Annotated in this window: 17 protein-coding genes; 4 read left to right on the plus strand and 13 right to left on the minus strand. The window is 47.2% G+C overall.

Features of this window, described 5'->3' with window-relative positions:
- Positions 1–116: 116 nt before the first annotated feature.
- Together BMY09_RS10320 and purU are read right to left on the minus strand one after the other, a co-directional pair.
- Positions 117–524 carry a CBS domain-containing protein gene (locus BMY09_RS10320; RefSeq protein ID WP_091357527.1) on the minus strand — a complete coding sequence of 136 codons (408 nt, stop codon included), beginning with the start codon at positions 522–524 and terminating at the stop codon, positions 117–119.
- Positions 525–706: 182 nt separating this feature from the next.
- A complete protein-coding gene (gene purU / locus BMY09_RS10325) occupies positions 707–1,561 on the minus strand; it encodes a formyltetrahydrofolate deformylase (RefSeq protein WP_091357529.1) in 855 nt (284 codons plus the stop codon).
- 223 nt (positions 1,562–1,784) lie between these two features.
- Between purU and BMY09_RS10330 the strand changes: the two genes are divergently transcribed.
- Genes BMY09_RS10330 through nfsA form a run of 4 tightly spaced genes read left to right on the plus strand, consistent with a single transcriptional unit; the run spans position 1,785 to position 5,549 of the window.
- Entirely contained in the window at positions 1,785–3,344 is a 1,560-nt protein-coding gene (locus BMY09_RS10330) for a thymidine phosphorylase family protein (protein ID WP_091357532.1), read from the plus strand.
- Positions 3,325–4,209: a ribose-phosphate diphosphokinase gene (locus tag BMY09_RS10335; RefSeq protein WP_091357535.1), complete on the plus strand. Its 885-nt coding sequence runs from the start codon at positions 3,325–3,327 to the stop codon at positions 4,207–4,209. Before BMY09_RS10330 ends, BMY09_RS10335 begins: the two co-directional genes overlap by 20 nt.
- The gene (locus BMY09_RS10340) at positions 4,206–4,808 is read left to right on the plus strand and encodes an alpha-ketoglutarate-dependent dioxygenase AlkB family protein (protein ID WP_091357536.1); all 603 of its coding nucleotides are present in this window, start codon (positions 4,206–4,208) and stop codon (positions 4,806–4,808) included. Before BMY09_RS10335 ends, BMY09_RS10340 begins: the two co-directional genes overlap by 4 nt.
- A 3-nt stretch (positions 4,809–4,811) precedes the next feature.
- Positions 4,812–5,549: an oxygen-insensitive NADPH nitroreductase gene (gene nfsA, locus BMY09_RS10345; protein ID WP_091357539.1), complete on the plus strand. Its 738-nt coding sequence runs from the start codon at positions 4,812–4,814 to the stop codon at positions 5,547–5,549.
- Positions 5,550–5,813: 264 nt separating this feature from the next.
- Here the strand turns inward: nfsA and BMY09_RS10350 are convergent, their stop codons facing one another.
- The 11 genes from BMY09_RS10350 to BMY09_RS10405 all read right to left on the minus strand — a co-directional run bounded on the left by BMY09_RS10350 (position 5,814) and on the right by BMY09_RS10405 (position 13,973).
- Positions 5,814–6,218, minus strand: coding sequence for a DUF7336 domain-containing protein (locus tag BMY09_RS10350; RefSeq protein WP_091357541.1), 405 nt, complete (start codon positions 6,216–6,218; stop codon positions 5,814–5,816).
- Between the two features lie 58 nt (positions 6,219–6,276).
- Positions 6,277–6,570 carry a hypothetical protein gene (locus BMY09_RS10355; RefSeq protein WP_091357543.1) on the minus strand — a complete coding sequence of 98 codons (294 nt, stop codon included), beginning with the start codon at positions 6,568–6,570 and terminating at the stop codon, positions 6,277–6,279.
- 495 nt (positions 6,571–7,065) lie between these two features.
- The gene (locus tag BMY09_RS10360; protein WP_217647423.1) at positions 7,066–7,716 is read right to left on the minus strand and encodes a GIY-YIG nuclease family protein; all 651 of its coding nucleotides are present in this window, start codon (positions 7,714–7,716) and stop codon (positions 7,066–7,068) included.
- 85 nt (positions 7,717–7,801) lie between these two features.
- Entirely contained in the window at positions 7,802–8,293 is a 492-nt protein-coding gene (locus tag BMY09_RS10365; protein ID WP_139203180.1) for a hypothetical protein, read from the minus strand.
- 68 nt (positions 8,294–8,361) lie between these two features.
- Positions 8,362–8,736, minus strand: a complete 375-nt coding sequence (locus BMY09_RS10370; protein ID WP_091357549.1) for a hypothetical protein — start codon at positions 8,734–8,736, stop codon at positions 8,362–8,364.
- A 100-nt stretch (positions 8,737–8,836) separates the two neighbouring features.
- A complete protein-coding gene (locus tag BMY09_RS10375; RefSeq protein WP_091357551.1) occupies positions 8,837–9,553 on the minus strand; it encodes a hypothetical protein in 717 nt (238 codons plus the stop codon).
- Positions 9,554–9,670: 117 nt separating this feature from the next.
- Positions 9,671–10,528, minus strand: a complete 858-nt coding sequence (locus BMY09_RS10380; protein ID WP_139203181.1) for a hypothetical protein — start codon at positions 10,526–10,528, stop codon at positions 9,671–9,673.
- Positions 10,529–10,637: 109 nt separating this feature from the next.
- Entirely contained in the window at positions 10,638–11,489 is an 852-nt protein-coding gene (locus tag BMY09_RS10385; protein WP_091357555.1) for a pPIWI-associating nuclease domain-containing protein, read from the minus strand.
- Positions 11,490–11,590: 101 nt separating this feature from the next.
- On the minus strand, positions 11,591–12,079 hold the full coding sequence (locus BMY09_RS10390; RefSeq protein ID WP_091357558.1) for a DUF695 domain-containing protein: 489 nt from the start codon (positions 12,077–12,079) through the stop codon (positions 11,591–11,593).
- A 453-nt stretch (positions 12,080–12,532) separates the two neighbouring features.
- On the minus strand, positions 12,533–13,399 hold the full coding sequence (locus BMY09_RS10395) for a DMT family transporter (protein ID WP_175483506.1): 867 nt from the start codon (positions 13,397–13,399) through the stop codon (positions 12,533–12,535).
- Between the two features lie 388 nt (positions 13,400–13,787).
- The gene (locus BMY09_RS10405) at positions 13,788–13,973 is read right to left on the minus strand and encodes a hypothetical protein (RefSeq protein ID WP_091357565.1); all 186 of its coding nucleotides are present in this window, start codon (positions 13,971–13,973) and stop codon (positions 13,788–13,790) included.
- Positions 13,974–14,018: the final 45 nt, after the last annotated feature.

Below are 14,018 nucleotides of genomic sequence, written 5' to 3' on the forward strand. Positions count from 1 at the left end.
AAATAAGCCCGGTCAGGCTTAACCTACCCATGTATCAGACTGGCCAAGCCAGTGCAGAAGGGATCCCCATCCGCAATGGATACCCAGCGCAGCGGAAAGACGGTCTACAACTGAGATCAGCCGTCCTGAGCAAACTGCTCAACCGCACGCAGCACATCACGGCGACTGATCTGGCCGATCAGTTTACCATTTTTTATCACCGGCAAGCGACGTCTTTTATTAATAATAAACTCTTCGGCCACCGAGATGATGTCGGCGTCATGGGAGATCGTGTACACCTCCGGTGACATGTAATCGCCCACCTTTCCGCCCATCTCCTCTTCGTGGTAGGTCAGAGTCAGAATCGCTTTAAGACAGTCAGCCTCGGACAGCAATCCAACCAACTCACCATTTTTACCAATCACCGGGGCTCCGGTAATCCGGTATTTCAGCAGCAGATTTATCGCTTCAAACAGATCAGTTTCCGGCGTAAATGTAATCAGCTTTTCAGCCATATAATCGCTGGCTTTAACAGATCGCAACATCAAGTATCCTCCAGGCGGACAATCAGTAATCTATCGGCCGGTCCTGCCGGCGCTTTATTGTAAAGTTTTATTACTAACTCATTGATCGGCTTTATCTTAGCCCAGCTGTCAGTAACAAAACACTGTCCGAGATCTATCAATTAGGCGAATATCGCTCACCAGCCCCAGAATGAGTACAGTGGTCAGTTAAACACCACCGTCTTATTCCCATGCACCAATACCCGATCATCAAGATGCCAGCGCAAGCCCCGTGACAGCACGGTTTTCTCCACATCTTTACCCAGTCTCACCATCTCCTGTGGCTGATCACGATGGCTGACACGTACCACATCCTGATCAATGATCGGTCCGGCATCCAGCTCCTCAGTCACATAGTGACAGGTTGCCCCAATCAGCTTAACACCGCGCTCGTGAGCCTGGTGGTAGGGTTTTGCGCCGGCAAAAGAGGGTAAAAAACTGTGATGAATATTGATAATCCGGTGACGATACAGCTCACATACCGTGCTGGGCAGAATTTGCATATAGCGAGCCAGAACAACCGTGTCGGCCTCATGCTCGACTATCAACTGATGCACCCGGTCAAAGTGGGGTTGCTTATCCTCTTTATCGACCGGCACATGGTGGTATGGGATACCGTGCCACTCGACCATGCTACGCAGATCATCATGGTTGGAAATCACACAGGGGATCTCACAATCCAGCTCGCCTTCATGGTAGCGGTACAGCAGGTCTGCCAGGCAGTGAGAATCACGACTGGCCATCAGTATAACTTTCTTGGGCACCGATGAATCGGTAATCTCCCACTGCATTTTGAATGACTGAGCGATCGGTGTGAACTGCTCAATCAGTTGCTCGCGATCAAAGCTTCCAGACGCAGTAACAATTTCAACTCGCATGAAAAACCAGCCAGTAGAACTGTCAGAGTGCTGGTTAGCATCGGCTATAGAACCGCCATGACTGGAGATAAAATTACTTACCATCGCCACAATACCCAATCGATCAGGGCAAGCCAGTATCAGTCTGAATCTGCGTTCCATCGTGTCCTACTTTTCTGTCAGTTTTTAAAGTGAGCGACATTCTATCAGCTATCCGGACTCACGCCACCTGTCTCGTTAACAACCAGTGAAACCACCGGAATAAGTAGCTCTGTCATGTACAGCCCATCCTGTTGTCTGCTATAAACAGATCAAAAGACCATTTAATCTGGCGACCGGATTTAGTCACAACAGGACTCAGATCCGGACAGGGAGCAAAGCAAAGATGATCTCCACCCCCGAACGAGCCACAACACTTCAGGCCCGCAGACTGGGTATTGATACCCGACAGGAACCGATAATCTATCTCAGGGCTGACAGCCCCGTATGCCGCTCAGAAGGGTTCTCTGCCCTGTCGCGGGTGCTGGTGCATACTGAACATTGCAAGATTATAGCCACCCTCAATATCATAACCGGCGAGATGTTACGCCGGGGGCAGATCGGTTTTTCCGAATCGGCCTGGCTGAGATTACAACTGAATACTGATGACAACGTCTGGTTGACTCACCCCCGCCCGGTGCAGTCTCTGTCCCATGTACGGGCAAAGGTGTATGGCCACTCTCTCAGCAAACAACAGTTTCAGGAGATCATTAACGATATCGTTGATGGCCGCTATGCCGATGTGCATATCGCCGCCTTTATCACCGCTTGCGGCGACGATAAGCTCAATGATGCTGAGATCATCGCCCTGACCCAGGCGATGATAGACTCAGGCAGCCGCATCGACTGGGGGCAGCCGATGGTGATCGACAAACACTGTGTGGGTGGATTGCCCGGCAACCGTACCACGCCCATCGTGGTAGCCATTCTGGCCGCCAGTGGCCTGACGATGCCAAAAACATCATCCCGGGCGATCACCTCCCCCGCCGGCACTGCTGACACCATGGAAACGATGACCGAAGTCAGTCTGACACTGGAGCAGATGAAACAGGTCGTGAAACAGGAAGGTGCCTGTCTGGCCTGGGGAGGCTCAGTGCGGCTGAGTCCCTCTGATGATATTCTGATTCAGGTTGAACGAGCGCTGGATATCGACAGTGAAGGACAACTGATCGCGTCAGTACTATCGAAAAAAATAGCCGCAGGTGCCACCCATGTGCTGATCGATATTCCCGTGGGCCCCACCGCTAAAGTGCGTTCGCAGAAGGCTGCCGATAAACTGGCCGCCTCGTTCCAGAAAGTCGGTGAACAACTGGGGATTAAGATTCAGATACTCTTTACCGATGGCAGCCAACCAGTAGGCAACGGTATCGGGCCAGCTCTTGAGGCCAAGGATGTACTGGCAGTATTGCAGAACGACACCGATGCCCCGCAGGACCTCAAACAAAGAGCCCTGACGATGTCCGGCACGATGCTTGAAATGGCCGGAGTTGTTGCACCCGGCGGGGGCATAGAAAAAGCGACCACCATTCTGGAAAGCGGTCTGGCGTGGGAAAAATTCTGCGCAATCTGTAACGCTCAGGGCGGTATGAAGCAGCCCGATGAAGCCCCTTACCTGTTCAAACTGATGGCTGACAGAAAGGGAACCGTAACCCGGGTTGATAACCGTCGCCTGGCACAGGTTGCCAAACTGGCCGGAGCGCCGATCGATCCAACCGCCGGCTTAGAGATCCATGTCAAACTGGGGCAACAGGTTTATCCCCATGAACCCCTGCTAACCATCCATGCGGAAAGCTCCGGCGAGCTCAACTACGCGGTCGACTATCTGGAAAGCCACCCCGACATTATCTGCCTGAACACGGATGAGGGATCAGCAGAGGAGAACACTGATGAAAACCCTACTGATTAATCTGGAATCTGACCCACAACTGGAGGCTCAGCTCCTCAATCAACTGGATGCCCAGAAAGGCGAAACAGAACTGCGTCGCTTTCCCGATGATGAGACCTATCTGCGGGTGCTAACCGACTGCAAAGACCGTAACGTGGTGATCTTTTGCAACCTCTACCAGCCGGATAACAAGATACTCAGGCTTCTGCTGCTCAGCTATACCCTGCGCCAGATGGGCGCCCTGAAGATTGGTTTAATTACCCCCTATCTGGCCTATATGCGGCAGGATAAGCAGTTTCATGACGGTGAGTGCGTCAGCTCACGCCCGTTTGCCAGACTGATCTCTGAAAGCGTCGACTTTATGGTCACTGTCGATCCCCATCTGCACCGTTACGACTCCCTGGATGAGATATACAGCATCCCGTCACGGGTGGTTCACGCCGCCCCACTGATTGCCGACTGGATCAGGAATAATATCCGCAAACCACTGCTGATCGGGCCTGACAGCGAAAGCGAGCAGTGGGTGTCCAGCGTAGCTGAGCTGGCGGGTGCCCCCTTTCAGGTGCTGAACAAGATCCGCCGGGGCGACTACGATGTTGAAGTAACACTGCCCGAAGTCGAGCGCTGGCGTGAGCATACCCCGGTGCTGGTCGATGATATTATCTCCAGTGGCCGGACCATGCTGGAAACCATTGCCCATCTGCAACATGCCGGGATGCCCAGAGCCACCTGTATCGCCGTGCACGGTATTTTCGCTGCCGATGCCTACCCGCAGCTAGAAGCGGTCGCGGAGGTCATCACCAGTCGCTGCATCCCCCATCCCAGCAGTCAGATTGAGATCGCCCCTGCTATCGCCGCCGCAACCCGGGAACTACTGGAGGGATGACAGAGATCCCTATACCTCAGGGGGAGTTAACGCTGGACCCGGGGTTTATTGCCGAAAACGAAGCCCGCACGCTGTTCGATTCACTTGAACAGCAACTGAACTGGCAGCAGGCCCGGATCAGAATGTTTGGCCGGATGGTGAATATTCCCCGCCTGCAGTGTTTTCAGGGAGACCCGGGCATCCTCTATCGTTACTCAGGTCTGAGCCTGCAAACCGAACCCTGGCACCCACTGATCCATGCGCTCAAACAGCGCGTAGAAGCCGCCGCTAAACACAGCTTTAACAGCGTGCTGATCAACTATTACCGTGGCGGACAGGACAGCATGGGATGGCACAGTGATGATGAACCGGAGCTGGGCAGCAATCCGGTGATCGCCTCCCTGAGTCTCGGTCAGAGCCGCCGTTTTCTGCTGCGCCACCGGTTTGACAAAAGCATCTCTCAGCAAGAGCTCTTGCTCAACAGTGGCTCTCTGCTGATAATGGCAGGTCAGTTACAGCATTTCTGGCATCACAGCGTGCCTAAAACCAGCAAACAGCTGGAGGGGCGGATCAATCTCACCTTCCGGCATACTTTCACCACAGATACCCAGATGGAATAACCGATGAACCCCGTTATAGAGTTACTCAACAGTCACCGATCAATCCGCAAATTCACCGATCAGCCTATTCCACAGGAAACCCTCAACACCCTGGTACAGGCGGGGCAAGCCGCTGCAACCTCCAGCTTTATTCAGGCATGCACGGTAATTCAGGTGAATGATCAGGACAAGCGCAACCAACTGGCGGAATGTGCCGGAGGCCAGGCTTATGTCGCTGAGGCGCCTGTATTCCTGGTATTCTGTGCGGATATGCAACGCAACAAACTCGCCTGCGAAATGAACGACGCCGAGATCAACTCAGGCTTCACGGAACAGTTTATTACCGCCACGGTCGATGTCGCCCTGTTCGCCCAGAACCTGACCGTCGCCGCTGAATCACTCGGCTTAGGCATTGTCTATATCGGCGGCATCCGCAACCAGATCGCCCGGGTCTCAGAACTGCTGGAGCTACCTGAACTGGTCTACCCAGTCTTCGGTCTCTGTCTCGGATATCCGGATCAGAACCCGGAAGTTAAACCCCGTCTGCCGGTGGAAGTCGTCCTGAAACAGGACAGCTATAGTGACAGTGGCGATAAGGAAACCATCGCCGAATACGATAAATCCGTACGCGAATACTACCAAACCCGTACCGGCGGCAATAAAGAGATGACCTGGAGCGAACAGATGTCCGGCATGCTGGTTAAAGAAGCGCGGCCGCATATGTTGTCTTTTCTTCAAGAGCGGGGGTTTTTATTGAAATAATTAGGGTCTGCTAAGCCCTAGTTTCGAAGCGGCCAGTGGCTAGAACGCGGCTGCGCCGCTTAGAAAAAAACAGAACGCTGCTTCGCAGCTCGCTAGTCGCTAGACGTCACTTCGTGACTTGCTAGAAAAAGCATGGTTGCCGGGTGTAGGTTTAGGTACGTGGCCTTAAAATAACACCTTTGTAATAGGCCGTATTGCTGTGAAGCAGCACATTTAGCGGTCCAGCCCGAAGGGCGATTATTCACAAGCTTGTTATAAATCATTTCAGGTTTTCTCAATGGCTAAAAGATCTGTAACGCCAGGTTTAAGAGTGAACTCTTTGCATTTAACAAAATCTCCCACTTTGAATTCAAGGCTAACTCCCTCATCTACAGAACATATTTCATAGATATTATCAGGGTGTTTAGCTGCGGTAACACAGGAAAATTTTTTACCATCACGGACGTAAATAACAGTCATAATGGCAAATCCACTTTCCCAATTATCCTGGCCTAATTTGCATTCAGAAATATCAAAGCCATCCGGATAATAACAAAATCCCGGCTGGTCCTTTAAACGCTCTATAGCAAGCAGTGCATCTTCCTCGGAAGCATAGGCACCAATGAATTTTTCATCTTCATTCAAGTCCGACTCGTAACTATGCCAAAGTAGATAAACGATACTTTTCATGAATTTAACGCCGCTAGTTGGTGCGCTGTTAAACGTGTTCCCAGCCTATCCTTATTTATTATGCATTCTCTCGGGATGCAACATTATGAATTAGCTTTCCACGGCATATAAAGTAGTAAGCAGCTACGGAAAATAGGATAAGCTGGGATAACGCAGTAATGCCTTTGGAAACCGCGGCCTTTCGTAGTGAGTCCGCCATTGAAGCAAAATCGGACGATCTACCAGCAGCATCTGCAAGATGAAAATGCGCATAGACAGCACCAATTGCTTCAGGGATCGATATTATTGCTAGTACCAGCAAGTAGATTCCAAATATTCTAATTGCCACCCAAATCCATTCACTCTTACTCATTTTCCATCCTTAGTGCAGTCGTGATAGAGCGCCCCGTTACCGAGGCGACCCCACACAGATCCGGACGTGCGGAACTACCGCATCCGGCTCTTCAATAATATCCTTGCCCGTGTAGAACACAGACCCTCAGTACCAGTCCACGGCTAACAACCTTTTACTCACTCGCATGGGCTGGATTCCAAAATATCTTAACATCTCCTTCATCCCTGACCACGTGTAACTTTTCCGACCACTTCGCCGGTTTAACCAGATATCTAGACGTTAAGTATGAGGCAAGAAAATAAATCTGTCCCCTTTTTCAATTTGGTGGTCAATCCCACGAACGGGTCGGTCGGTGCAGGGCTTTCGTTCGTGCTTGAAAAAGGAGCTAAACCCGGTCTCTCTGGGTTCCGTCATAACCTCGCAACACTATTCCCATAAATAAGCACAGTGTGATGACAGGGCTTGTTCAACAACCGGATAAAGCCGCGGCTGCGCGCGGCCTATCCTTATTTATTAGGCCCGATGCGTGTTAAATCGTTCATTAACTTCACTACAACCCTCTTCGTGAAATAGATCAGTAGTCATCATTATTGAATAAGGTCCAAATTCATCTACAAATTTTTCGGCGTTTATGGATATATCATCTGCTGGCGAGAAATATTTATCATCATAATCTTCGGCAATAAAACCAAGATCTGTACGTTTGATTGTTTGATCAACAAGATATCCAGCAATCTGCTTCTCTTGCGTAATCTCAAGCCAAACCCTTTCTTTTGGTTGAACGATACGCACAGAAACAATATCCGTTTTTAACCACTTTGTGTACTTGGATTGTAATCTTTCCAGGATTTCAATTGCTGAAAACCGGTCTTCTTCTGACGCATTCCCGCTCTTTTGTAATAAACGAATAGCCTTATCAATGGGGTACTTAAAAAATTCACGGCTACTATTTACTCTAAAGTCTGAAATTTCATCATGAATTTTCTTTTCAACACCTTCATAGTCGTCACAAAATACCTCAAAAGCTACTTGGAAAGGAGTGGGGACACCGGTTTTGAACAGCTCTCGCGCTCTACTCCTACTATCCCTTTTTGTTCGGCCAATTTTTATTAAACCAGGCATAGATTCATTAATCAGAATGTATACATAACCAGAATCCAACATGCTCTCCTTTAAGGCCTAACGACCAAGCTCACACGACGAAAACCGCTCAGCGGTTTTTGGTCGGGTGGAGCGCTTGGTTATGCGTTTAGTTTCCGCAGCCACTATAGTCTGACTCCTTACACACAGACAGCCAATATTGAGATTTTGTGTCATTTCCATGCTTTGCATAGAGCTTACTGAGTAAAATTGCTGAGTACCCATAGCCGGACTGCTTGGTGTTCGCATATTTTTCATACCACTTAATTGCATTTTCTTCATCGTTGTATGGTGAAGAGCGCAATACATGCCCAAGCGCCAAGTAAGCTGGTGCAAACGAACCTTTGGCGGCCAAGTTATAATAATAGAGTTCTTTTTCACTATTTCCGGCATATCCAAATGACATGCCTACTGCATATTGGATGTTGGGATTTTCATCATTGGCCGCACTTAAACAATAATTGTTCAAGTGAACTTGTTTTGGGTTTTCCTTGATTGCATTAAGGCAGATTTGACTATCAGAGTCCGCAAATGCTGGGTAACTAAAAACCCATAGAGTAAACATTAACAAACGCACCATGCCAATTTCCTTTTCACGCATAACGCTGCCATAAACGGCGCGAGCTTGCGAGCGTCCGGCGACCGAAGGGAGCGAATTTAATGGCCTTGTTAGCGAATACTTTGGCAGACACTTGGAGCCTCCCAGGCTAATACGTTTATGCAGTAGTTGCAGCCAATGATGAAGTACTCTTTAGAGCCTGTTTTGGCAGCAGATGCAAATCCTTCTCTATCTCTCTCTTGGTCAAGCCACCCGCCACTGTGGATCTCATAGAACCAACCGTTGGACGATGAGCAATTTGGCCAGAATTCTAAAAGATCTCCTTCATCTAATACTCGATATCCCGCAGGAGAATCGAATGAAATGTCGATTTTATCTCCATCGATGAGAACTGTAACTATGAGAGTTTCTATATCGAATTCTATATAGACAATCTCGATATCCTCATCTTTCGATAACGGTGGCTCAAGTGCTTTACATTTCATCGATTAATCCGAATCTATCTGTATCGCTAACGCCCAGATCAGCGGGCAATTGAAGCGCAGCGTAAATTGATCCGCTGCAGCTGTTTGTTAAATTGCATTACTACAAGATTTCCTCTACCTCGCCTGACAAAAATTTCTCAGACTGATTTTCACTGATATCTAGCAGCTTTTCTCTGTACTTATTTATATCAAGGAACCAAAAACCTCTCCCACAAGTCTTGCCGGTACGACCCGGCTTAGTATTAAATGTTGTGGCTAAATAGAATTTTTCACCAACACGGTATCCCGTGGCACCAACAACTCGCGTTTCATTCTCTTTGGAGTATTCATCTATAGTTTCCTGAGTCGCAACTTTCTGGAGCCTTCTTTGAGATAGCCATTTAACAGGCCAAGACTTTCCGGTTTGATCTATTAACTGAACTTTGTATATCTCAGTTATAGAAAGACCGTCAGGTAATGAAATGCGGAATTCTTCTTTTTCACCCTCACTCAATTTCACTTTTCTCTGAGGCTCTTGACTCCATAACCATCGCCCAAATTTATGCTGCCAGTATCTAGTGGCTCTTTGTTTCCAATTTCTTGGGGTAATGAAATACTTAATACTATCAATTGACACCGGCCTTCTTCCCACCGCCCTAACTGTAATTTTATGCTTTGGAGAATTAGGGCCGTCATAGCCAAATGAAGACTCGCATTTTAGTTTTGGCTTGTCCAAGCCGTGCTGCCTAAACCGAAGCCATAAACCAAGTAAACCTGCGACAGTTCCGATAGTTCCTGTAATCGCGCCCCAAAGAGCAAGAGCTTCAGTTTGACTCATATCTTTCCTTGCAATTTAACGCTCGCTTAAGTGGACAAAAATTGTTGGCTAAACTGTGTAGCGCAGCGAAACGTAGCCAACTGTTTTTGTTCCGTTTAAAGCGCTTGTTATAACGGTTTACTTGAAGCCTTGATGAACATTCCCAGTAACTTCAAATTGATTTTGCTGAAACTCTACCGATGGAATATCAACATGGTCTTTTAACCAAGGCCACACTTCATTAGTTTTACCATTAGCCTGATGAGCTACGTAGAAAAATGATATTACGGGCTCTATGCAGTTGATAATATTAAAAATAGAGTCTTTGAAATATGCTTTATAAAACTCAGTTGCATCGATAGATTTCTGGTGGATTATCTCATTTCTGTACTCTTCAAGAGTAACAAAATGTCCCCACCATTTTTGCTTTTCTACAGCCTTAGTTTCGTACAACTCAGGAAGAATGTATTTAATCTTAGTTTTTAAACTAAGCCACCGCTCAATGGCTACTTTATCGTATGACTCTATAATACCTTTCGAGTTTTTCTTAGCTTGGTAAATGTGCCCATGAGGAATACTAAGATTAGCAAATGCTTCTAAAGCAGTATAAGCAAAGACGATTGCAGATTGAATTTCTTCAATGTAGTCGTAAACGTCTTGGGAAATAGCACTTATCGCATCTTTTTTATTTCCGGTTAGCTTAGTAATATCCAATTCGTAGCTACTGCTTTTAAATTTCCGGTCAAAAATTGCTTTTGCTCGACTTGAAGCTTTAGTGCTTACGCTCATTAACATGCCAATGTTGTTTGGAACGAAGTAACTAATCTTTCTCGAACGGTTGAGTTCGACGGTATCGATGTCTTGAATCAACATTGAACCGCTACTATCTTTTGCGAAACGAAACGTAGGCTTCGTCATTCTCAAGTCAGGTATTTTGTACCCTTCGGGTGTCAAACCAACCACTAATGAACTTTTAGATTTATTAGGACTCTTCATATTCGCCTATCGTTATAACGCCGCCAACACAGGCGACCGGAACGTAGTGTAGGCCGTCCAGTGCAATGCTTTTTTTGCATTGCACGATTGTGCTTGGCCTTGTTAAATTTTATTTCCACCATGACTCAGCTGAAACCACAATGCTTTCTTTTATCACAAACGCTCCTTTAGGTTTGTTAGCTTTTGCTTTGCACTGAAAATAAACTGGAAAACTATCGCTAATTGCTACTCCATCGCCTTTGCGTCGATCAGATGATGAGCCGTATTGGAGATCGACGTATACAGTACTCCCTCCCTGGATATATATAAAAGACTCATCAATAGCTGTCACTTGAAAGCCATCAAATTCTAAGTAATCAATAAAAGTATGTGTAGAAAGCTCATCAAGAGACTGCAGAATTTCCTCTAGCAGCTCTTTTTCTACATAATCAGCAAGCTTCTCCGGAATAAATGACAGTACTTCCTCTTTTCCTGATTGGATTATCTCCATTGCCTCATTAAAGGTAATGATAAGCTCTTTTAATTTTTGATACGCCTTTTGGGGACCAAGCCCAAAAGTTGCTTCGCCGACATGCGTGAACAAGTTTAGCGTTTCAATATGGTCTTGGTACTGTGCAATATAGTTTTTAATACCATCTCTGACATGCTCAGACAGAATGTGATCTTGAAGCCCAGCCTGCATACAGTACTTTAGCTTTTGACCACGGTTCGCTTTTTCAGGATCATCGAATGTCGGACTAAACCATATACATTTACTTACTCTTTCATCTGGAGCCTTCCGATTCAAAACATGCCTTAGAAGTTCACGCATCGCGAAGGCAAAGTTATTGAACCTCAATGGATTTGGATATGAGCAAAAATTCCTTAATGCACTAACAAACAGCTTGTCTTCAAACTCAGTTTCTAGGTGAGATCTGAATTCAATTACAAAATTATGCTTTAGTAGATTCTTTAGCTTCAAACTCAGCACCTGGTTGTAATTTTAACGCCCGCATTTGGGGCCGTAGTGAAGCGCAGCGTAACGGAGGTCCCAGCCCCGAAGGGGCGAACAACATGCGCTTGTTATGTTTTTATTTGCTCGAAGTACCATTTTGCTTGCTCCCACTCCATATCTTGCTCCATGTGCCAATCAAAGGGCCGAGGATGCCTATGGTGATCTACGATATATTGAAGATGTTCGTGAGCAATATCTGGATCATAAACCCGCCAAACGAGACGGCGTGTTTTATTCCATGTTTCACGGATTAGAAACAAAGCGTTACCACCTGCTTTTATTTCCTCATCGAGCTTGTCGCAGAAAGGATCAACGATATCTCTTTCTTCTTGAGATGGCATTCCATTTTCAATTAGATCATCGAAGTCAATAATCACGGACAAATGCCAGCTGAATATCTTTTTTGGCTCGAAGTCTTTTAAGGCTGAGTTAAAAACAGCTACACAGGGCAGACCATCCGATTTCCACTCGAGTACACCGTACTCTTCTTCTGGAAGAACCACTCTTACCTCATTGTCTTTGAGTTTTTCTTTTTTCCCGAATAGCTTCTTTAGCACGAAACTCTCCCTGAAACATAACAGCTAATTATAGTGCCGTTTGGCACTATAACTCCCAGGCACTATAAGTCCGAGAATCCGATAAGCCAAAATTCACATTCATTCTATATATCAGCAGGTTAGCGACAATTAAGAGAGGCTTTTTAAAGAATTATAGTGCCTGTAAAGGCTGCGTCCCTGCCATAAACTTGCCTCAATCATAGTATCCACATTCTGTTAAATCAAAGCGTTAGTTCAATATTTACCTTGCTCAAGGGAAAGGGGGTCCTCTGAATTGGGAGAGTTGAGATATAACAACTCCAGTACTGTCGTATATCAAAGCCAATAGTTTGAGGGAGTTATCCACAGTGAATAACGGGAAGATGTGGGTCTGTAAATGAGGGACTTTCTCTGTGACCCCGGTGTTCTTGGCGTGCCCTCACAAGTCCGGCGAGCAACGAGCAACAAAAAGCGTTAATTCAACCTCCTTTTTTCAGCCCGGTTGCTGATGTAGTTGCCGATTAACATCACTAACGCGCCTATTAAAACAGCCCACTCCAACGGTTCGCCGTAAAAAAGAAAACCCACCGCGGCGATCAGGGGCAATCTTAAAAAATCCATCGACACAACAACCGTTGCATCAATCAATTTCATCGCCCGGGTTAAGCAGTAATGGGCACTCATGGCGGTTAGTCCGACCATCAGGATCCATGGCCAGGCGTCAACGGAGGGTGTTTTCCAGTCATACAAGGCCGGGATCAGCCCTAGCGGCAGTTGGATCACCGTCATGTAAAACAGGATGCATAGCGGAGTGTCTATATGGGCTAGTTTTTTGGTCTTTATATGGGAGATCGCGTAACAGATCGCACCGCCCAACACCGCCAGAGCTGCGGGCTTCATTACCTCCAAACCTGGACGTAAAATGATCAGCATGCCCACAATACCCAGCCCAATAGCGGTCATCCGGGGGAGGGTTAATCTCTCGCCTAAAAGGAACACGGCCAGCAGGGCGGTCCACACTGGCACGGTGAACTCAATCGCGAAGACCTCGGCAAGGGGTATGAAGGCCAGCCCGTAAAACCAGCCAAACTGGCCGCAGTAATGGGCCAGATTCCTGACAAAATGTATCGATATCGCTGGCGTACGCACCTGCTGCCAGCCACTACGGTTTAACAAAAAGGAGATCACCAGCAGACCGATAACACTGCGGAAGAACAGGATCTGGAAGGTGCTGAGTTCGTCTGATAGCTCACGCCCCCCGATAGCCATTGTCATAAATGAAACCAGGGTGCCGACCATCCATAATGCCGCAATTGAAGCAGGATGCTTATTATTTCCCAAAGGCTGTTGATCCTTAATCGGTGCTTATTTAGCTCCGTAGTGGATCACGAAGGCTCGTATATGGTCAACTGCTCCCAATCCACTAAGGCTCACCAGAACGCTGCTTCGCAGCTTGCTAGTTGCGTAAAGTCCGGCCTGCCCCCACTGGAAAAACTTCAATGCCTGACGCAAAAAAGCATAGGCAAAGCGTTCACCACAGAGGACACGGAGAAGAGCAACTCATCAGATTCACTCTGTGTTCTTCGTGTGCTCGGTGGCGAGTCTGTTTTAGATTGAGACAGGGGGCTGGAGAATAAAACTCAACCAGTAGCTGCTATGAAGCAATCCTTGCCCTATAAAACACGATAAACCTTAAAGCCAGGCAGGAATATAACAGGAGTTCCAGGTGTTATGCCGCTTGCTCAGTCATTGGTGTGAGTATCCAAAGCCCATGGATGGCATTCAAATACCAGCTGTTGAGAGACGCTATCTCATCAACGCTATCGCAGGATGACAGGATTTCATAGTAGCTATCCGCCAGTGACTGTGTTCTTTCAAATAGTTCAGTTAAGTCCATACGGGTAGGTATGCTCATCGTTTACCTCCGGCGCTGTATTATCGCGCAACAAAAAATTAAGAA

The sequence above is a fragment of the Amphritea atlantica genome (genome assembly GCF_900111095.1).
Classification (GTDB): domain Bacteria; phylum Pseudomonadota; class Gammaproteobacteria; order Pseudomonadales; family Balneatricaceae; genus Amphritea; species Amphritea atlantica.

Bases quoted from the DNA above. Each gene is read 5' to 3' on its own strand.
- BMY09_RS10320 (WP_091357527.1), bottom strand. From the start codon at position 524: ATGTTGCGATCTGTTAAAGCCAGCGATTATATGGCTGAAAAGCTGATT.
- purU (WP_091357529.1), bottom strand. From the start codon at position 1,561: ATGGAACGCAGATTCAGACTGATACTGGCTTGCCCTGATCGATTGGGT.
- BMY09_RS10330 (WP_091357532.1), top strand. From the start codon at position 1,785: ATGATCTCCACCCCCGAACGAGCCACAACACTTCAGGCCCGCAGACTG.
- BMY09_RS10335 (WP_091357535.1), top strand. From the start codon at position 3,325: ATGAAAACCCTACTGATTAATCTGGAATCTGACCCACAACTGGAGGCT.
- BMY09_RS10340 (WP_091357536.1), top strand. From the start codon at position 4,206: ATGACAGAGATCCCTATACCTCAGGGGGAGTTAACGCTGGACCCGGGG.
- nfsA (WP_091357539.1), top strand. From the start codon at position 4,812: ATGAACCCCGTTATAGAGTTACTCAACAGTCACCGATCAATCCGCAAA.
- BMY09_RS10350 (WP_091357541.1), bottom strand. From the start codon at position 6,218: ATGAAAAGTATCGTTTATCTACTTTGGCATAGTTACGAGTCGGACTTG.
- BMY09_RS10355 (WP_091357543.1), bottom strand. From the start codon at position 6,570: ATGAGTAAGAGTGAATGGATTTGGGTGGCAATTAGAATATTTGGAATC.
- BMY09_RS10360 (WP_217647423.1), bottom strand. From the start codon at position 7,716: ATGTTGGATTCTGGTTATGTATACATTCTGATTAATGAATCTATGCCT.
- BMY09_RS10365 (WP_139203180.1), bottom strand. From the start codon at position 8,293: ATGCGTGAAAAGGAAATTGGCATGGTGCGTTTGTTAATGTTTACTCTA.
- BMY09_RS10370 (WP_091357549.1), bottom strand. From the start codon at position 8,736: ATGAAATGTAAAGCACTTGAGCCACCGTTATCGAAAGATGAGGATATC.
- BMY09_RS10375 (WP_091357551.1), bottom strand. From the start codon at position 9,553: ATGAGTCAAACTGAAGCTCTTGCTCTTTGGGGCGCGATTACAGGAACT.
- BMY09_RS10380 (WP_139203181.1), bottom strand. From the start codon at position 10,528: ATGAAGAGTCCTAATAAATCTAAAAGTTCATTAGTGGTTGGTTTGACA.
- BMY09_RS10405 (WP_091357565.1), bottom strand. From the start codon at position 13,973: ATGAGCATACCTACCCGTATGGACTTAACTGAACTATTTGAAAGAACA.